This window comes from Micromonospora sp. L5, assembly GCF_000177655.2.
Classification (GTDB): domain Bacteria; phylum Actinomycetota; class Actinomycetes; order Mycobacteriales; family Micromonosporaceae; genus Micromonospora; species Micromonospora aurantiaca.
The window spans coordinates 2,169,279-2,187,249 of the sequence record NC_014815.1 but is presented as its reverse complement, the minus strand read 5'-3'; the positions used below and the strand labels follow the sequence as shown (position 1 = coordinate 2,187,249).

The following is a 17,971-nucleotide window of genomic DNA, read 5'->3' as shown; positions in this document are numbered from 1 at the left end:
GTCAACCGGCCGCCGGCGCGGGCACCGCCGGTGCGGCACGGTCCGCCCCGGTCAGCCCGGCGACGAGCAGCAGGTACGCGGCCAGCTCCACCACCGCCGTGAGCGCCGTCATCGGTTGCGGCATCGCGGTCGTGGGTGTGATGGCGTACCAGGCGAACAGGGCGGTGCCGTCGGCCGAGACCGGCAGGCGCACGGCCTCGATGGCCGCGTCGAGCAGCGGCAACGCGAGCACCGCCAGCAGTGCCGCCCCGGTCGCGGCGAGCCGCCGGCCCCGTCCGGCCAGCAGCGCGGCGAGCGCCAGCGCGGCGAGTGCGAGCGCCAGCGGCGGCAGCACCGCGAGGACGAGCGCGGGCACGACGTCGGCCTGGTCGTGGTACCCCGGGCCGTCCACCCGGGTCAGCGTGGTGCGGCTGCGGGTCTCCACGACCCGGGTACCGGCGGCGACGCCGATGTCGGCGACCCGGACGGCCGCGTACCCGACGACGGGAGCGGCGGCGACCGCCGCGGCGATCAGGTGCCGCCGCCGGCCACGACCCCGGTACGCGAGCAGCAGCACCGCCACCGCGACAAGCGCCGCCCAGCTCCCGGCGAGCGCCGCGTCGAAGCCGGCCGTCCGGTCGACGGCGCTGTCGCCGCTGCCGTACACCGTCCAGCCGAAGTCTCCCGCGCCCGGCTCGGTCGGCATGGTGCGGACCGCGTCCACGATCAGCGGTACGAGCGCCGCCGGCACCGCCCAGCGCGGCGCCGGCAGTCCGGCGGCGACGGCGTACGCGAGCAGCAGCGCCAGGCTCAGCACCTCCGCGCCGCGCCAGAGCGGTGCGGCCACCAGGACGCCGACGACGTGGGCGACGGCGGACACGGCCGCGAGGATCAGCAGCAGCGGGGCGCGACGCACGCGGCGGATCCTTTCACGGCATGCCGCCTGCCGCCGCCCCGTGATCGTCAGCTGCCGGCCGGCACCTGGTCCTTGACGTCGTCGTAGCCGACAGCGCCCGGCGCCGGGGCCGGGGTGTAGATCACCCGGATCACGCCGGTCGGGTACGCCTCGGTCGCGGCCACCCGCAGGTGGTACGGCGCGTCGCCCTCGTCGAACAGCCGGCGGCCCTTACGGGCGGCGACCGGGTGCACCAGCAGCCGCAGCTCGTCCACCAGGCCCGCGGCGAGCAGTTGCTGCACCACCGAGATCGAGCCGGGGATGAGGACGCCCTTGATGCCGGCGTCGGCCTTGAGCGCGCGCACGGCGTCCACCAGGTCGCCCTGGATCAGCTCGGAGTTGCGCCAGGAGAACTCCAGCGGCTGGCGGGAGACGACGACCTTGCGCATGTCGCCGAGCTGCTTGGCGAACGGCGCGTCCTCGCCGCCGGCTGCCTCCCGGTCCGGCCAGGCGCCGGCGAAGCTGTCGTACGTCTCCCGGCCGATCAGCAGCACGTCGGAGGTGTCGTAGTCCTCGGTGACGGCGCGGCCCATGTTCTCGTCGAAGTACGGGAAGTGCCAGTCGGGGTCGATCTCGGCGACACCGTCGGCCGAGATGAACAGCGTGGAGATGACAGTGGCCATCGCGGTGCTCCTTCGCAGTGGGTTCGACGGGTTGACCGCCGCACCGTGTCAAACTCATCGGCCCGCGACGACGTCACCCGGGATCAGAACGGGAAATCCGGTGGCGCGCCCTCGCCCACGCGCCCGTCGACCGCCTCGCGGAGGAGGTCCGCGTGACCGGTGTGCCGGGCGTACTCCTCGATCATGTCGAGGAGCATCCTGCGGACGGTGGGGGTCCGGCCGTCCGGCCAGGTGAACGACGACGGCCCGGCCAGTCCACGTTCGGCGACGACGGCGTCGACCAGCCCGCGCGACCGCTGCACCGCTGCCCGCCACAGGGCGTACACGTCGTCCGGTGCGGCCTGCGCACCGAAGCGCCAGTCCCAGTCGGGTTCGGCATCGAAGTCGACGCCGTCCCACGGCGATCCGTATGCCTGACCGGCCACCTTCACGGCCAGCCAGTCCGCCTCGACCAGGGCCATGTGCGCGATCAGGCCGCCGAGCGTCATGGTGCTGGCGGCGGTGACCGCGCGCAGGCCCGTCTCGTCGAGCCCGTCGGTCTTCCAGGCGAACGTCCGCCGGTTGCGCTCCAGGACGGCCAGCAGCGCCTCGGCCTCGCTCTCGGTGGTCGCATCGTCCATCGCCGAAGCATAGGCAGCCGGCGAAATCCATGGGGGGCGGCGACGGTCCGCCGGTACGGTTCGCGGGACGAGACGCGAGAGGGGTACGCGATGACGGAGACGACGACGCTGTGGCGCCCGACCGGCCCGCGGGAGCTCGACCTCGTCCGCGCCTCCGGCTGGCGGGCCTGGCCGCCGCGGCTGCCGGACCAGCCGGTCTGACCGACGCCGGGCGGGTGGTCGCGCCCGCCCGGCACCGCCGCCGGTGGGTCAGGCCGGGGTGAGGACGCAGAACTCGTTGCCCTCCGGGTCGACCAGCACCCGCCACGGGATGTCGGCCCCGCCCAGGTCCGCGTCGGTGGCGCCGAGGGACCGCAGGCGGGCGGTCTCGGCGTCCAGGTCGTCCGACGCGTACGGGCGGACGTCGAGGTGGACACGGTTCCATCCGGTCTTCGCGTCGGCCGTGCGGACGAACCGCAGGTACGGCCCGACGCCCTGAGCGGAGCGCAGCACCGCCTGCCGGTCGGTCACCTCGTGCACGGTCCAGTCGGTGGCCCGGCTCCAGAACCCGGCCATGGCGCGGGGATCGGCGCAGTCGACCACCACCTCGGCGATCGGCCCGGTGTCGGCGTGCCGCGGGTTCGGCTCCCGTACGCAGAACTCGTTGCCCTCCGGGTCCGCCAGGACCGTCCACGGCACGTCGCCCTGACCCACGTCGGCGGGCGTGGCACCGAGCGCGGTCAGGCGCGCGACCACCTCCGCGTGCTGCGCGGCCGAGGTGGTCGCGAGGTCGACGTGGACGCGGTTCTTCGCCGTCTTCGGTTCGGCGGAGACGACGAGGTCGACGTAGAGGGCGCGGGGGTCCGGGTAGGTGAGGTCCTCGGGTTCGAGGTTCGTCACGCCGGGGGCCTCGCTGGAGATCCCCCAGCCGAGCACCTTCGCCCAGAAGCCGCCGAGCGCCACCTCGTCGTGGGCCTTCATGTTGATCTGTACGAGCCGCGTTGCCATGGCGGCGATGGTAGGTGCCGCGCCTGGTCGCTGTGGTCCCGGCAGGTGATCAGGAATCGAGAAGCGCACCGTGACCGCCGCGCCATAGCGTTGTCGTCAGGCGGTCGCACCACGCGGACCGCGAGCCACGAGGGGGAATCGAGATGTCCGACGGTTTCAGCGCCGAGGAGCGCGCCGCGATGAAGGAGCGCGCCGCCGAGCTGCGCGCCGAGGGCAAGAAGGGCGCCAAGAAGGCCGACGACCTCCAGGCCGTGCTCGACCGGATCGCGCAGATGGCGCCGGAGGACCGCGAGCTGGCCGAGCGCGTGCACATGACGATCACCTCCGCCGCGCCGGAGCTGGCGCCGAAGACCTGGTACGGCATGCCCGCGTACGCCAACGCGGCCGGCAAGATCGTCGTGTTCTTCCAGGATGCGGGGAAGTTCAAGTACCGCTACTCGACGCTGGGCTTCCAGGAGGCGGCGAACCTCGACGACGGCGACATGTGGCCGGCGTCGTTCGCGCTGGTGAAGTGGAGCCCGGAGGTGGAGAAGAAGATCACCGAGCTGGTGCGGGCCGCCGTGTCCTGACCGTGCCGCCGGACCGGCGGCGCCGTCAGGCGGGCGGCGTCCCGCCGAGGGCGAGCGCCGCGGCTTCGCGGGCGCAGCCCCAGGACAGCATCACGCCGTTGCCCGCGTGGCCGTAGTTGTGCACGACGAGCGCGTCGCCACGCCGCTCGGCCTCCACGCGCGGCGCCGCCCGGCCGGGACGCAGCCCGACGCGGTGTTCGAGGACCTCGGCGGCGGCCAGGGCGGGTTCGATCGCGACGCACCGGGCGAGGACGTCGGCCTCCTCGGCCGGATCGGGGGTGGTGTCGTCGCTGCGCCGCTGGCCGCCGCCGAGCACCACGTGGTCGCCGTGCGGGAAGATCGACGCCCATGTCGGCGCCATCGGCGCCTCCATGAAGAACCGGTCCAGGCCGGGGTTGCGCACCACGATCCGAGGGCCGCGCACCGGGTGCAGGCCGGTGTCGCCGGTCAGCGTCCGCGCCGCCAGCCCGGCGCAGTTGACCACCACCGGGGCCGACGTCGCCGCCTCGTCGAGGGAGGCCACCGGCGCAACCCGCACCTCGCCGCCGGCGTCCCGGAAACGTTCCAGGAGGTACGCGAGGTAGACCGGCATGTCGACCAGCGGCAGGCGGACGGTGAACGCGGTGCCGAAGCCGGCGGGGCGCTCGTCGTCGCCCAGCGACCGGAAGCCCGGCGTCTGGTCGGCGAACGGGGGCGTCGCCCCTTCCGGCCGGGCGGCGAGCGTGCCGTCGCGCCACGCCACGCCCGGCAGCGGCTCGGCGCCGAGCACCCGCAGCGTCTCGTCGGTCCAGGCGCGCTGCGGGTCGCCGGGTGGGGACAGATTGGGGCCGACCATCGCCCCGGCCAGCGCCGACGTCGTGTGCGCGGGCGGCGCCGCGGTGCGAACGAGCACCCGGGCGCCGCTCTCGACCAGCCGGATGCCGGTGCTGAGCCCGCTCACCCCCGCTCCGAGGACGACGACGTCCGGACGTGCGGCCATGGCGGCTCCATCCACTCGACGGTCGCGGCGGTCCGCCCATTCTGCACCCCCGGGTGGCGCGCCGCCGTCGCTAGCGCTGCCAGGAGTCGAGGCCGCGGACCGCGGACCGGGCGACGTCGTCGGCCAGGCCGGGGTCGTTGCTGGTGCCCTCCCAGCCCTGGTCGTGCACGACAGTGACCGCGTCGGCGACCCGGATCACGAGGATCTGGCTGGTGGTCCGGCCCTCGGCCGGGCTGCCGTCCAGGCTGGTCGCCGGCCGGCTCACCGTCACCAGCAGGGCCTCGTCCCCGGTTCCGGCCATCGGCTCGGACCGGACGGTGACGGTGCCGCCCGAGGCCTGGAACGACCGGCAGTCCGCGACCGCGCCGCGGACCCGGCGCAGGTAGTCGGCCGCGCCGGTGCCCTCGAAGGCGAAGACGGTCTGGTGCAGCGTGCCGTAGGGGACGTTCTCCGGCGGGTCCTTGGGCTGCTTGTAGGCGCTCATCATGGCGGCGCTCGCGGTGACCGACCGCCCGCCGCTGCGGAACTCCTGGTCGCACAATCCGGGCAGCGCGTCGGTGACCTCCATCGGCTGCGCGTCGGTCTTGCGCAGCTCCGGCGGCAGATCGGCGAAGGCTGACGTCGGGATCGTCACGCGCCCGCCGGACGACTGCGACGCCGACGGCGTGAGGGCCGTGGGCGCCGGGGCCGCCGAGGTCGCGCCCGGCCCCGCGTCGCCGCCGCCGTCGTTCTCTCCGCCGTCGCCACACGCGCCGGCCAGCAGCGCGGTGACGAGCAGGGGTACGCCAAGCATCCGCCTACGGCGGCCCGGTGTCCTCACGTCGACCTCCGTCTCGTGCCCGTCCTGACGACGTTCCCTATGCCACACCGCCCGAAACGGCCGTTCCCGTCCCCTGCTTCCCCAACGCCCACACCCCCTGCCACGTTCCGGCGCGGAGGCCACCCGCCTGACCAGCAATATGCAAAGACTTGTTTGCGCAAACGTATGTTTGCGATAGCCTGCGGGGCATGCCCTCCGATCCCGACCTCGACCTCGCCTTCGCCGCCCTCGGCGACCCGGTCCGCCGCGCCCTGGTGACCCGCCTCGCCCGTGGTGAGGCCACAGTCGGCGAGCTGGGTGAGCCGTTCGACCTGACGCCGCAGGCCATCTCCCACCACGTCGGCGTCCTGCGCCGGTGCGGCCTGGTCGAGCAGCGACGCGAGGGCACACGGCGACCGTGCCGGCTGCGCGTCGACCGGCTCACCCGGCTGAGCACGTGGATCGACGAGCAGCGCCGCGCCTGGGACGACCGCCTCGACGCGCTGGAGACGCACCTCTCCGCTCCGGAGGCGACCCGGTGAGGGCGGCTACCGAACGAAACGGCGACGAACTGATCGCCCGCCGCCATCTGCCCGCCCTGCCCGACCGGGTGTGGCATGCCTTCACCTCACCGACCGGGATCGCCGCGTTCTGGGGCGGCTCACACGCCACCGTGCCGCAGGCGTCGGTGACTGTCGACCTGCGACCCGGCGGGGAGTTCGCGCTCGACACCCGTGCCCCGGACGGCCGGACCGGGCGGCTGCGGTTCGTCTACGTACGCGTCGAACCGCCGAGCGAGCTGGTGTTCGACGAGCCGGTCACCGGCCTGCGCACCACAGTCACGCTGCGGCCCGCCGGACACGGCACCGACCTCACCGTGCACCAGCGCAAGCTTCCGCCCGAGCTGCGCACCGACCAGGCGGCCGACGGGCTCGCCTCGATCCTCGACGCCCTCGCCGCCCACCTCCGACACCACGACGATGGAGACAGCAGTGACCCGAGCAACCCAGCGTGACCTGGTCGCCGAATACTTCGACGGCTTCCGGGCGAGCGACCACGAGCGCATCCTCGCCACGCTCACCGACGACGTCGAGTGGGTCATCCACGGCCACCGCACCACCCGGGGCCGGACGGAGTTCGACGGCGAGATCGAGAATCCGGCCTTCACCGGCAGCCCGCAGCTCGACGTCGAGCGCGTGCACGAGGACGGGCCGGTCGTCGTGGTGACCGGCGAGGGCCGGGGCGTCAGCGTCGAGCACGGGCCGTTCCGCTTCGCCTTCAACGACCTGTTCACGTTCCGGGACGGGCTCATCGCCCGCGTCGACTCCTACGTCGTACCGCTGGGGTCTGCCGGGTCGTGAGCGTGGCGGCCGCCGGGCCGGGTGAAGGCCCGGCGGTACGCCGACGGCGAGGTCCGCATCGCTGCGGTGAAGTGGTGCCGGAACGTCACCGCCGTCTCGAACCCGACCGTCGTGGCGACCTCCTCGATCGGCGCGGTGGTGGTCTCCAGCAGCGGGAGGCTGGCCTGGACGCGCCGGTCGATCAGCCACCGGATCGGGGTGGTGCCGGTGGCCCGCGCGAAATGCCGCAGGTAGGTACGGGCCGACATGTGCGCCCGCCGTGCCAGCCGGTCGACGGTGATCGGGGCGCTGAGGTTCGCCAGCGCCCAGGACATGCTGGCGGCGAGCCGGTCGTCCTCGGGGTCGCCGGGCACCGGCGCCTCGATGAACTGCGCCTGACCGCCTTCGCGGTGCGGCGGTACGACCAGCCGGCGGGCGACCGCGTTGGCGATCGTCGGGCCGTGGTCGCGGCGTATCAGGTGGACGCAGAGGTCGAGACCGGCAGCGCTGCCGGCGCTGGTGAGGATGTCGCCGTCGTCAACGTAGAGCACGTCCGGGTCGACGCGTACCGCCGGGTGGCGCCGGGCGAGCAGGTCGGCGTACCGCCAGTGGGTGGTGGCGCGGCGGCCGTCGAGCAGTCCCGCGCCGGCCAGGGCGAACGCGCCCGAGCAGATCGACACGATCCGGGCGCCGCGCTGGTGGGCCGCGCGGAGCGCGTCGGTGAGCGCTGGTGACGGGTCGGCGTGCACGTCGGCGACGCCGGGCACGATCAGCGTGCCGGCGGCGGCGAACGCGTCGAGGCCGTGGCCGGTGTGCAGCGTCGCGCCGCCGACCAGCCGCACCGCGCCGGGTGTCTCCGCGCAGACGGTCAGCTCGTACCAGCCGACGTCGAACTCCGGGCGGGGCAGGCCGAAGACTTCCGTGACGATCCCGGTCTCGAACGCCGACATGCCCTCGTACGCCAGCACCGACACGGTGGCGCGGTTCATGGCGGGATCTTAGCGAACAGCGTCGCTCGCGCCACTGGAGCGACCGGACGGCGGCCACCACGATGGGTGCCATGTCGAACGTTCTGCGCATCCCCGCTGCCCGTCCCGCCGACGCCCTCGCCCACTTCGCGGCCCGGCTCACCTTCGAGGCCGACGTCAGCGACGTGCACGCCGACCTTGAGGCGGGCGTGACCGGCCTGGTCGTGATCGACTCGCGCTCCCTTCCGGCGTGGCGGCAGGGGCACATCCCCGGCGCCGTGCACCTGCCCACCGCGGAGATCGCCGGCCGGGCGGGCGAGCTGGTACCGACGGACGCCACTGTGGTCACGTACTGCTGGGGGCCGGGCTGCAACGGCGCCACCCGCGCGGGGCTGGAGTTCGCCCGGCTCGGCCGGCCGGTCAAGGAGATGATCGGCGGGTACGAGTACTGGGTGCGGGAGGGCTTCCCGGTACGCACCGAGGCCGGGCTGGTCCGGCGGCCCGCCGATGACCTCACCGCCCCGGCCGGCGCGACGTGCGGCTGCTGAGGCGTGTCGGTTCCGTACAAGACGGCAGGTGGTGGCCGTTCCTAGCATGGCCGCATGCGTGATCTTGTCTATACCGGATTCATGTCGCTCGACGGCGTGGTGGACTCCCCCGGCGGCGGTCCGGGCGAGGAGCACCGCAGCGGCGGCTGGGTCGTCAAGGACGTCGAGTTCCTGCCGGAGGCGTTCTCGCTCAAGGGTGAGGAGTTGGAACAGACCACGGCGCTGATGTTCGGACGGCGCAGCTACGAGGCGTTCGCGCCGACCTGGCGCGACTCCGAGGACCACGCCGCCTACCGGGATCTGCCGAAGTACGTGGTGTCGTCCAGCCTGCCCGAGGACGCGCTGATCGACGGCTGGGGACCGCTGACCGTCCTGCGGAGCACCGCCGACGTCGCCGCGCTCAAGCAGGGCGACGGCGGCGACATCTTCATCCACGGCAGCGCCGAACTCGCCCGCCGTCTCGCCGAGGCGGACCTGATCGACAGGTACCACCTGCTCGTCTTCCCGGTGCTGCTCGGCGCCGGCAAGGGCCTGTTCAGCCAGGCGGACCGGGACCGGCAGACACTGCGTCTGCGCGACTCCGCCGCCTACCCCAACGGCGTCGTCAAGCTGATCTACGACGTGACCCGCTGAGCCGGGTCCAGCGCTATCGCACCACCGGCGCCCGCGCGCAGCTCACCGGCCGTCCGTCCGACGTACCGGCGCAGCGCGCGGGCCAGGTGCGGTTCGTCCACGTACCCGAAGGTGGTGACCGCGTCGGCGGGCGGGCCGCCCGCGGCCAGCAGCACGGCGGCGCGGCGCGCGCGGTCGATCTGCCGCACCGCGCCCCGGGTCAGCCCGGTCGCCGCGCGGAACCGGCGTTCGAGGGTACGCGGTGACGCCGGTGGACGGCCGCCGCGCAACGTCTCGGTGACGAGCGGGTCGCGGACCACCGCACCGGCACGGACCAGCCGGTCCACCAGGGCCTCGGCGTCGTCCGGGCCGGGTGTGGGCCACCGGCCGCCGTCGAGCCGGAACGTCCGGCGGCTCACGTCGGGCAGCTCGGCGCCGCTGTCCACCAGCTCGGGCGTGGGTACGAGCCGCAGCGAGGTGCCCACCGCGAACTCGATGCCGACGAATGTGGCGCCCTCGGGCACCGGCGCGGTGCCGGTCGCGGTCTCGGGGCCGGAGACGGCCGCGTGGGAGCGCCCGTCGCGCTGCCAGAACACGAGCCCCCAGCACGGGGTCGCCACCGAGGTCATCTCGTCGACCCGATCGCTGGTGCAGGTCCACACGGTGTCGATCCAGGCCGAGTCGGACGCCCGGGTGGTGAACCGCAGCTCCACGGCAGGAGCATACGGCGGCCACGGCGCACGAGTGGTCGGGCGCCAGGGGAACGGCCGGTCCGGCTCAGTCCCGCAAACCCATCGCCCGGCGGATCGGCTCGGCCGTCGTCGGATCTGCCAGCCTCATGACGCTGATGAATCCGCTCCAGGTGGTCGCGCCGACGATCACACGCTCGTCCAGCGCCGCCATGACGAAGCCAGGTCGCCCCGAAGGGCCTCCCAGCACACCCTGGTCCACGCCTTTGCCGATGACGTCCCATTCGTCGCGCAGCCGCACCCGGGCCCAGTGCGGCCTCGCTGACGGCTCTCCGTCGACCGGCCCGACCGAGACGAGAAAGCACCCCTCTTCGTCGAACAACCGGCCCGTGTACGCGAAGTCCCACCACGCCGCGTTGGCGCCCTCGATCAGGCAGGGGTCGTCGAACATGAACTCGACATCCTCCCTGCCGTCCTCGGTCGAGCACGCGGAGAGCATCCAGGCCGCCGAGGCCGGGAGCCCGGCGGAGTCCCAGTGGAAGTCGACCACCTCCACCCCGGCGGTTCCCAGGGAAGCAATGATCATCTCCCGGTCCGGCATTCTTCTCACCCGGTCCTGTGTCCCGCACTACCGTGCGGCGGACTCCTGCCCGTTCCGCTCGTCGTCCCGGGCGGGGTAGCCGAGGATCTCCGCGAGGTCACCGGCTGCCTTCGTGTACGCGGCGTAGATGTCGTCGTCGAAGTGGTTGCGCCAGTCGCCGGACGCACCCTTGCGGTAGTGGGAGATCCGCCCGGGGGTCTCCTTGGACTTCTTCATCCTGGTGAAGCTGTAGCGCGCCAGCAGGGCCTCCAGCTCGGCCGGGGGCAGCGTGATGCCGCAGTGCCGCAGGAGCTGGTCGACCTCGTCGGCCTGCCGCTCGCCGGTCAGGTCCTCGTAGCGGAACAGCCGGAACGTCTCGTCGCTCGGCGCGACCGCCCAGGACCGCATCTGCCCGAACTGCTTCTTGTCGCGCAGGCGGTCGATGACGTAGAGCATGCCCTCCTTCTTCGGCAGTTCCTGGAGGGCCTTGCGTGCCTGCGGGATGTCGCCCATCGGGGCGTGCGAGTTGCGCAGCGAGAAGTAGCTGGAGACGACAACGTCGCGCGGGTCGCGGATCACGAAGAACGCGCGGTAGCTGCCGGCTTTGGGCACCGCCTCGAACCGCTTGTGGGAGAGGAAGATTGCCAGGCCGATGCGGCCGGCCGGCACCGGCGCGGTCGCCCCGCCGGAGTAGAAGCGCGGGTCGTAGGGCAGCATCCCGCAGTGGCGGTAGACGGCCGGGTCGCTGAACAGCGCCTTGATCCACTGGCTGCCGGTCTTGCGGACGGTGCAGTGGAAGATGTTGTCGAACTCGCTACGGGCCACCACCGGAACGGTGAGTCGCATGCGGGCGTTGCGCGCTTCCATCTGCGCCCGCCGGGCCTTGACGCGCAGAGAATTCGGCGAATTGTGCTTGGCGAATTCGACGGCCCGATTAATCATTTCCCAACCTCATCCGGACCCCGCGGAGCAGGGGCAGCACGAACACCTTTCCGCACGTCACGCAGGTGAAGTCCGCAGACCTCGCCTGCTCCGCCCCGCGCCCCGACGCGCCGCTAGGAATATCCCCGACGGTCCGATTGATGTCAATCCCGGACAGCTGGGAGTAAGCTGAAAATCTACAATTTCCATAGGAGTTGCGGAATAAGCGCGAGGGGCACCCGCGCGGAACCGCGCACCGGCACAATGAGCGCCGTGCTCACCGCCACCCGCGACCTGCTGACCGCCCTCGACCCGCTGTCCCACCGCGACCGGACGCGGCGTCTCGTGGCATGGGCACGCACCGCGCCCGACCGGGCACAGGTCTGCGCCGACCTGCGCCGGCACGGGCCCTACGAGCGGCGTCTCGCGCTGCTCGCCGCCCTGGCCAGCCGGGACACCGCGGCCGTCCTGGCCGCGACGTACGACCCGGAACCCTCGATCGCCGCCACCGCGCTGACCGCCGCCGTGCGGGCCGGCGTGACGCCCGCCGACCTGACCGACCAGCCAGCCGACGCGCGGCGGCGCGTCTACCGGGCGCTGCGCCGCAACCCGGTGCCGGCCGTCGCCGACGCGCTGATCATCGGAGTACGCGAGCGGTTCGGCGACCACGAGGCCGCCGCGCTGCTGCCGGCCTGCGGCCCCGAGACGGTACGGGCCTGGCTGCCCGACCTGGAACACGCGCTGAACCCGGAACGGCTGATGCGGACGCACAGCGACATCGTTCTGGCGCGCACCGGTGAGCGGCTCGCCGCGGCCCCGCCCGAGTCGCGCGGGCGGATCTGGGCGGAGGCCGCCGGCGCGGTGCTGCGCGGTGAGCCCGCGCGGGCCCTGGACCTGCTCGACGCGTACGCGCCCGAGGAGTCGCTGCCCGGCCCGATCGTCGCGTACGGGCGGCTCGCCGCACACGACGCGCGCCGGGTCGTACGCCTGCTCACGTCGCCCGGCCGCGCGGCCTGGCTGGCCCGGACCGTGCTGCCCCGGGCGCTGCTGCTCCGCCTCGCCACGCTGCCCACTGGTGAACTGGTCCCGCTGGCCGCCCGGCTGCGGGAGCACGACCGGGCGCTGGCCGCGTTGCTGCGCGCCGTGCCGCCGAGCCGCCGCGCCGAGCTGTACGACGGAGCGCTGGCCGACACCGACACCACGGCGCTGCTACCCGGCGCCGCGGTGATGGAGGTGCTGCCGGCGGCGGTACGGGCACGCGAGGCGGCCCGCGTGCTGACCCTCCCGTCCGTCCGGGAGCGGGAGGAGCAGGTGCGGTTCTGGAGCGCGTACCTGCCGTGGCCGGAGGCGTCCGCGTCGGCGAGCGCGGCGCTGCGCTCCGGCGACGCGGACGAACGGGCGGACGGGTGGCGGCTGCTGGTGGCGGCCGCGCGCCGCTCCCGTGATCCGCGGACGGTGGCCCAGGTGGTGGTCCGGCTGGGCCGGCTGCGCAACGAGCGGGACCCGGTACGCGCCGCCGCGCTCACCGCGCTGGCCACTGTGGCACCGCTGCTCACCAATACGAGCGCGGGCGGGCTGACCGGGCTCACCACCGACGCGGTCGACGCGCGGGACACCTCGGCGACCACCACCACGGCGTTGAGCCGGCTCGCCGTCGACGTCCTCACGCTTCACGTGGACGTGCCGGAGCTGACCGAGTGGGCACTGCGCACGATCGACGCGGTGAGCAGCGACGCGAACGTGCCGGTGCTGCGCCGGCTCGACACGGTGCTGCGCCACGGCCAGGAGCGGGTGGTGTTCGACCGGCTGCGGGGCCGGATCGAGGCCGGCATGGCGCGCGGCCGGTACGGACTGCTGTTCGCGCTCACCCCCGCGCTCGGCCGGCGCGCCTGGCGTCTGCCGGAGCTTCAAGACCTGCTGCGCCGGACGATCGGGCCGGACACCCTGCCCGCTGTGGCCCGTACGGCCGTCGGGCTGTGGCTCGCCGATCCGCGTACCCGCTCGCGGCGCGTCGCCGAGGTGCTCGACGTCGACGCGTCGGCGGTGGCGATCCACGAGGTGTGGGCGATCGTCTGCACGTCCCGCACCGACCTGCTCGACCGCGTGCTGGACCGGCCGCCGCGCGGCCGGTTCGTGGAGAACGGGAAGCGGTGGGTGCCCGGCCCGGCGCCGCGGGCACAGCGGTGGCTCCCCCGCCACCAGGAACGCTTCGTGGCGCTTCAGGCGCGCGTCGTCGCCGACTCCGGTCACCGGGTGTGGCAGCGGGCGGCGGCGATCCGGGCCGCCGCCGGGGCCGGCCCGGCCGGACGCGAGATGGTGCTGCGCCACGTCGACGCGTCCGAGGTGCCGATCGCCGAGGCGGCGCTGGGCGCGCTGGCCTGGACCGACCGGCCGGACGAGGCGTTCCCGCTGCTGCTCCGGTACGCCGACGGCGACCGGGCCCGCGTCGCGCTGTACGCCGCCGGACGGGCCGCCCGACACGTCCCGCCGGCCCGCCTGGCCGAGTTGCTGGGCGGGGTGCTCACCGGCGCCGCGAAGGTCACCAGCCGCAAGGAGGCCGCGCGGCTCCTGGCCCGCTACGCGCAGGTGGACGTGATGGTGGTGCTCGGGGAGGCGTACGCCGATCCGGGCACGCACCGCGACGTGCGCGCGGCGATCGTCTCCGCCGCCCGGCAGCGGCTGGGGACCGAGGCGGGCTGGACGGTTCTGCGCGCGGCGGTGCACGCCGGCCGGGAGGAGCGGCGGGCGGTGCTCGGCGCGTACCCGTCGGGGATCTCGGAGCGCCACCGCCGCGCCTACGCCGCGCTGGTGGTGCAGGCGTGCCGGGCCGACGACCGGGAGGTCCGGCGCGCGGCGTTCGACGCGCTCGGCGAGTGGTCGCCGTGGCTGACCGACGTCACCGACCTGGTCGTGGACCGGCTCACCGACCCGGACGAGACGACGCCGGCCATCGGGGTGGCGAACCTGCTGCGGGCCGGTGGCGACACGGCGTTCCGGGCCGCGCTGGCCCGGCTGGTGGAACGGGACGCGGCCGACGACGACCCGGGCGGCCCGGCCGCCGACCGGCCCGCCCGGCGGCGCGTCGAACTGCTCACGGAGGGCGCGGCCCTCTGGTCCGACAGCCGCCCCGCCGGCACCGACCGGGCCGGGCTGGTCGAGGCGGCGCGGTGGCTCGCCGGCCAGGACGGTTTCCTGGGTACGGCCACCGGGCTGCTCGTCGAACTCGGCCGGCTCGACGAGCTGGACGAGGTCGCCGCACTCTGCGCCGGCCGGCCCGTGGTAGCGGTCCGCACCGCGCAACGCGTCGGCGATCGCCTGCTCACCATGCGGCGGCGGCCCGATCCGGCGGCCCTCGCCGAGACGGTGGACCACCTCGCCGGGCGCGGAGACCTGGCCGCTGGCCTGTTCGCGGTGGCGCTGGTCGCGCACGGGTCGGAGTTCGGCTGGAAGACGCCGTGGCGGGACCTGCTCGTCGGGTTGCGCCGTCATCCGGACGCCGACGTACGGGAGGCCGCGTACACGCTCGACATGAGCTGACCACGCCGGGCGTCGCCCTATGCTCGGGGCGTGACGCTTCAGCGGATGGATCACGTCAGCGTCGTGGTGGACGACCTGCCGGCCGCGATCGCCTTCTTCACCGAACTCGGGATGGAGGTGGAGGGCGAGATGCCGGTCGAGGGGCAGTGGGTGGACCGGGTCAACGGCATCGACGGCGTGCGGGTCGACATCGCGATGATGCGTACGCCGGACGGCCACGGCAAGCTCGAACTGACGCGGTTCCGGGCGCCGGCACTCGTCGCCGCCGAACCGCCGGACGCGCCGCCGAACACGCTGGGCCTGCGGTCGGTCATGTTCGCCGTGGACGACGTCGACGACACGGTGGCCCGGCTGCGGGCCCACGGCGGTGAGCTGATCGGTGAGGTGGCGGAGTACGGGGACGTCTACCGGCTCTGCTACCTGCGCGGCCCGGCGGGCGTCATCGTGGCGCTGGCCGAGCAGCTGAGCTGACGCCTACCGCGCGTCGACGGCGGCCAGCACCGTCATCGCCTCGCGTTCGCGGACGGCCAGGTCGGCGAGGACCGCAGACGCGCGGGTCAGGTGGGCGGCGTCCCCGGTCCGCCCGGCGGTGGCGATGTGGTCGGCGACGGCGGTCCACAGCGGCGCGATGTCGGCGTACATCAGTTGTGCCCGGCGCAGGTGGGCGTCACCGGTGACGGTGGCGGCCTCGGCGAGGAAGTCCCGGTACATGGTGCGGAACAGCGCGCCGCCGGTGCCGCCGCGTTCCATCAGCGTCGCGGCGAGCGGAAGGTCGCGTGCCGGATCGGCGGCGCGGTCCAGCCAGCGGGTCACCCGGGCGGCGGCGGTGGCGATCCCCCGGTGGCCGAGGTTGGCGATCGGCGGGTCGAGGAACGCCCCGGCGTTGGCGCGTACCGCCGCGCGGACGGCGGCGTCCAGGTCCGGCGGGCCGCCGGGCGCGGTGAGCGTGTACGACAGGTGGCGCGCGGTCATCGGCCCGCGCGCGGCGCGGGCCCGGGCCAGGCTGTCCAGCGTGGTGGTCACCGCGCCGCCCTGCTGGGCGGTGTCGACCAGGTGGGCGTGTGAGTCGTCGTAGCCGTACACGGCGACTGTGTGCCCGCCGAAGTGGACCCGGGTGGTGAAGTAGTCCAGGTGGTACGAGTCCAGTTGCAGGCCGACCGGGTGCCCGGCGTCCAGCGCCTCGGTGACGTTCCGCCACGCCCTGGCCGCCGACGTCGTCTCCCGGACGCGCAGGTCCAACCCGAGGCGGCCGGCGGCGGCGCGGGTCACGCACAGCGGCTTGGTGCGCCCGCCGAGGAACGGCACGTCCATGCCCTTGGCGTCCCAGTAGACGAAGCCGAGCCCCTCGCCGAGACCGAACAGCATCGGCTCGGACAGGTCCAGGCCCGCGTGCCGGGTCAGCACGCCGAGCGTGGTGGTCTCGCAGTGCACCCCGCCGGTCGGCGTCACGTCGTCGAGAATCACGTCGCCTCCTGTTCCGCCGTCACGGCGCTCGGATCGTGCGTTGCGGCGGCGCCCGGATCGTGCGCTCCAGCGGCGGTGCCCGGGGCGTCCCCGGAGGGCGGGGCCAGCAGCGGGCGCAGCGGTCCGTCGCCGGGGATGCCGGGCATCCGGCGGGCCACCCCGGCGAGCAGGTCGGCGGCCTGGACGCGCGGGTCGTCGCGCGAATCGGTCATCACCAGCCCGGCCAGCGGTGACGGACCGACCGGGTCGACCGCGGCCAGTGCCGCCTGGAGGCGGCGCAGCCGGTCCTGGGTGAGCGCGCTCTGCTCGTCGTGGATCACCAGCACCCGCCGCCGGCCGCCGCTCCAGTGCAGGACGGTCTCGGCCAGCGCCGGCAGCAGCGGCTCCAGCGGTGGCGGGATCGTCCGGTCGCCCGCATACAACCTGGCCTGCACCTCAGCCACCCGGACCGGATCGAGCGCGTCGAGGACCGCGCCGGCCGCCTCGTCGCCGACGTGACGCCGTAACGCGTCCCGCGCGGCGAAGAACCGTTGCACGCTCCGGTCGTCCGCCCGATCCCGCCGCTTGGTGCGCAGCATCTCGACGACGGCGGCGAGGAAGACCGCCCAGCCGGGTCCGGCCGCCCGCCCGGCCCGGTGCAGCGTCGCCGCGGCCTGACGCCGGTCACCGGCGAGGCGGGTGCCCGCCGCGTACGACGGCTCGGCCAGCAGCAGGTCGACGACCCGGGTGGCGAGGAAGAACTCCTTGTCGACCAGGTGCACGTGCGCCCGGCCGCGCAGCGCGGACAGGAACCACTCCGCCGCCTCGGCGGCCTCGCGGCGGCGCAGGAACTGCCGGGACTTGACCTCGTCGGGCGAGAACCGGAACCCGGACCGCAGCGTACGGATCAACGCAGCGGCCTCGTCACGGCTCAGGTCGACGCTGGCGTGGACGATCACCGGGGTGGCCGGATCGAGCAGGTTGGTCCCGGAGAAACCGGACTCGTCGCAGGCGATCTCCAGCACCGCGCCGGTCAGCGCCTCGCCGGGTGGCAGCCCACCCTGCAGCGGCAGCCTCGCACCCGTCGACCCGGCCATGCCGACCATGCTCGCCCACCCGGCCCGCGGCGGACCAGCGGTTAACCCGGATCGGGCCGGAGGCGGGTCGCGCCGGCTCATTCCAGCGGCCGGTAGATCGCGGTCAGGCGCGGCAGCCGGGCGTGCATCTGCTCGTCGTCGTCGAAGTCGAAGTCCTCACCGGCCGGGTCGGCCGGCGCCCGGTCGTCTGCAGCCCGGTCGGCGGCGTCCAGCGCCTCCCAGAACGCGTCGGTGCCGGCGCCGGTCGCCTCGGCGTAGGCGTCGCCCGCCGCGCTCAGCACCGCCTCGCACTCGACCGCGTCGTCTTCCGGGTCGACGCCGGCCTCGGCGAGTGAGTCGGGATCGGCGACGGCCCGCTCCCAGACCGCCCGCCCCTGCGCGACCAGCCAGCCGCGGAAGTAGTCGAATCCGTCGTCCGAGCAGCCGCCGCGCATCAGGTAGGCGGCCGCCCACAGGTCCCAGCGCCACGCCTCCAGATTCACGTCGTCGTACGCCTGCTGGAAGCCCACGATCGCTGCCGGGCTCAGCACCGACAGCTCCGCGACGAGGTGCCGGGCCACCGCGTCGGCCCCCTCGGCGGTGACCGTCTCGCGGCCCGCAGCGCCACGCGCCCGCTCCACGATGTCCCAGAACGTCTCCCGATCCACGGCGGGACCGTACGCCGGCCCACCGACAAGCTGTCAGCGGCCGTGTCAGCGCCGTGTCAGGGCGGTGGCGGTACGGCC

At 74.2% G+C, this 17,971-nt stretch carries 21 protein-coding genes and 1 pseudogene; 9 read left to right on the top strand and 13 right to left on the bottom strand.

Features of this window, described 5'->3' with window-relative positions; genetic code table 11:
• Position 1: 1 nt before the first annotated feature.
• The 3 genes from ML5_RS10605 to ML5_RS10595 form a co-directional block, all read right to left on the bottom strand.
• On the bottom strand, positions 2-895 hold the full coding sequence (locus ML5_RS10605; RefSeq protein WP_013474677.1) for a hypothetical protein: 894 nt from the start codon (positions 893-895) through the stop codon (positions 2-4).
• Positions 896-942: 47 nt separating this feature from the next.
• Positions 943-1,557 (bottom strand): dihydrofolate reductase family protein, encoded by a 615-nt coding sequence (locus ML5_RS10600; RefSeq protein WP_013474676.1) that lies wholly within the window; start codon positions 1,555-1,557, stop codon positions 943-945.
• Between the two features lie 83 nt (positions 1,558-1,640).
• Positions 1,641-2,177, bottom strand: a complete 537-nt coding sequence (locus tag ML5_RS10595) for a DinB family protein (RefSeq protein WP_013474675.1) — start codon at positions 2,175-2,177, stop codon at positions 1,641-1,643.
• A gap of 90 nt (positions 2,178-2,267) precedes the next feature.
• On the opposite strand from ML5_RS10595, the pseudogene ML5_RS31475 reads away from it, so the two are divergent.
• A pseudogene (locus tag ML5_RS31475) lies at positions 2,268-2,375 on the top strand (ADP-ribosylation/crystallin J1); the annotation flags it as partial.
• A 51-nt stretch (positions 2,376-2,426) separates the two neighbouring features.
• On the opposite strand, the gene ML5_RS10590 reads toward ML5_RS31475, so the two are convergent.
• Positions 2,427-3,164: a VOC family protein gene (locus tag ML5_RS10590; RefSeq protein WP_013474673.1), complete on the bottom strand. Its 738-nt coding sequence runs from the start codon at positions 3,162-3,164 to the stop codon at positions 2,427-2,429.
• Positions 3,165-3,307: 143 nt separating this feature from the next.
• Here ML5_RS10590 and ML5_RS10585 point away from each other — a divergent pair, with 143 nt between their 5' ends.
• Positions 3,308-3,733, top strand: a complete 426-nt coding sequence (locus ML5_RS10585; protein WP_013474672.1) for an iron chaperone — start codon at positions 3,308-3,310, stop codon at positions 3,731-3,733.
• Positions 3,734-3,758: 25 nt separating this feature from the next.
• Here ML5_RS10585 and ML5_RS10580 read toward each other — a convergent pair whose 3' ends face one another.
• Complete coding sequence (locus ML5_RS10580) at positions 3,759-4,712, bottom strand: FAD-binding oxidoreductase (protein WP_013474671.1); 954 nt, start codon at positions 4,710-4,712, stop codon at positions 3,759-3,761.
• A 70-nt stretch (positions 4,713-4,782) separates the two neighbouring features.
• Positions 4,783-5,505: a hypothetical protein gene (locus ML5_RS10575; protein WP_041784170.1), complete on the bottom strand. Its 723-nt coding sequence runs from the start codon at positions 5,503-5,505 to the stop codon at positions 4,783-4,785.
• A 215-nt stretch (positions 5,506-5,720) separates the two neighbouring features.
• Here ML5_RS10575 and ML5_RS10570 point away from each other — a divergent pair, with 215 nt between their 5' ends.
• The 3 genes from ML5_RS10570 to ML5_RS10560 are packed head-to-tail and all read left to right on the top strand — an operon-like array spanning position 5,721 to position 6,872.
• Positions 5,721-6,053 (top strand): helix-turn-helix transcriptional regulator, encoded by a 333-nt coding sequence (locus ML5_RS10570; protein WP_013474669.1) that lies wholly within the window; start codon positions 5,721-5,723, stop codon positions 6,051-6,053.
• Positions 6,050-6,526 (top strand): SRPBCC domain-containing protein, encoded by a 477-nt coding sequence (locus ML5_RS10565; RefSeq protein WP_013474668.1) that lies wholly within the window; start codon positions 6,050-6,052, stop codon positions 6,524-6,526. Before ML5_RS10570 ends, ML5_RS10565 begins: the two co-directional genes overlap by 4 nt.
• Entirely contained in the window at positions 6,504-6,872 is a 369-nt protein-coding gene (locus ML5_RS10560) for a nuclear transport factor 2 family protein (protein WP_013285180.1), read from the top strand. The genes ML5_RS10565 and ML5_RS10560 overlap by 23 nt, the downstream gene beginning before the upstream one ends.
• Here ML5_RS10560 and ftrA read toward each other — a convergent pair.
• Entirely contained in the window at positions 6,839-7,840 is a 1,002-nt protein-coding gene (gene ftrA, locus ML5_RS10555) for a transcriptional regulator FtrA (protein ID WP_013474667.1), read from the bottom strand. The genes ML5_RS10560 and ftrA overlap by 34 nt on opposite strands.
• A gap of 62 nt (positions 7,841-7,902) precedes the next feature.
• Here ftrA and ML5_RS10550 point away from each other — a divergent pair, with 62 nt between their 5' ends.
• Both ML5_RS10550 and ML5_RS10545 read left to right on the top strand, forming a co-directional pair.
• On the top strand, positions 7,903-8,367 hold the full coding sequence (locus tag ML5_RS10550; protein ID WP_013474666.1) for a rhodanese-like domain-containing protein: 465 nt from the start codon (positions 7,903-7,905) through the stop codon (positions 8,365-8,367).
• Positions 8,368-8,421: 54 nt separating this feature from the next.
• Entirely contained in the window at positions 8,422-9,000 is a 579-nt protein-coding gene (locus ML5_RS10545) for a dihydrofolate reductase family protein (protein ID WP_013285177.1), read from the top strand.
• Here ML5_RS10545 and ML5_RS10540 read toward each other — a convergent pair.
• The 3 genes from ML5_RS10540 to ML5_RS10530 all read right to left on the bottom strand — a co-directional run bounded on the left by ML5_RS10540 (position 8,982) and on the right by ML5_RS10530 (position 11,190).
• A complete protein-coding gene (locus ML5_RS10540) occupies positions 8,982-9,692 on the bottom strand; it encodes a helix-turn-helix domain-containing protein (protein ID WP_013285176.1) in 711 nt (236 codons plus the stop codon). The genes ML5_RS10545 and ML5_RS10540 overlap by 19 nt on opposite strands.
• A 64-nt stretch (positions 9,693-9,756) precedes the next feature.
• Positions 9,757-10,269, bottom strand: coding sequence for a hypothetical protein (locus tag ML5_RS10535; protein ID WP_236619397.1), 513 nt, complete (start codon positions 10,267-10,269; stop codon positions 9,757-9,759).
• A 27-nt stretch (positions 10,270-10,296) separates the two neighbouring features.
• The gene (locus ML5_RS10530) at positions 10,297-11,190 is read right to left on the bottom strand and encodes a sulfotransferase domain-containing protein (RefSeq protein ID WP_013474663.1); all 894 of its coding nucleotides are present in this window, start codon (positions 11,188-11,190) and stop codon (positions 10,297-10,299) included.
• Between the two features lie 243 nt (positions 11,191-11,433).
• Here ML5_RS10530 and ML5_RS10525 point away from each other — a divergent pair, with 243 nt between their 5' ends.
• Positions 11,434-14,706 carry a hypothetical protein gene (locus tag ML5_RS10525; RefSeq protein WP_013474662.1) on the top strand — a complete coding sequence of 1,091 codons (3,273 nt, stop codon included), beginning with the start codon at positions 11,434-11,436 and terminating at the stop codon, positions 14,704-14,706.
• A gap of 45 nt (positions 14,707-14,751) precedes the next feature.
• The gene (locus tag ML5_RS10520) at positions 14,752-15,177 is read left to right on the top strand and encodes a VOC family protein (protein ID WP_013474661.1); all 426 of its coding nucleotides are present in this window, start codon (positions 14,752-14,754) and stop codon (positions 15,175-15,177) included.
• A gap of 3 nt (positions 15,178-15,180) precedes the next feature.
• On the opposite strand, the gene ML5_RS10515 is transcribed toward ML5_RS10520, so the two are convergent.
• The 3 genes from ML5_RS10515 to ML5_RS10505 form a co-directional block, all read right to left on the bottom strand.
• On the bottom strand, positions 15,181-16,170 hold the full coding sequence (locus ML5_RS10515; RefSeq protein ID WP_013474660.1) for a BtrH N-terminal domain-containing protein: 990 nt from the start codon (positions 16,168-16,170) through the stop codon (positions 15,181-15,183).
• Positions 16,167-17,246, bottom strand: a complete 1,080-nt coding sequence (locus tag ML5_RS10510) for a DUF3800 domain-containing protein (RefSeq protein WP_013474659.1) — start codon at positions 17,244-17,246, stop codon at positions 16,167-16,169. Before ML5_RS10510 ends, ML5_RS10515 begins: the two co-directional genes overlap by 4 nt.
• 77 nt (positions 17,247-17,323) lie before the next feature.
• Positions 17,324-17,893, bottom strand: a complete 570-nt coding sequence (locus tag ML5_RS10505; protein ID WP_013474658.1) for a DUF4240 domain-containing protein — start codon at positions 17,891-17,893, stop codon at positions 17,324-17,326.
• Positions 17,894-17,971 lie beyond the last annotated feature (78 nt).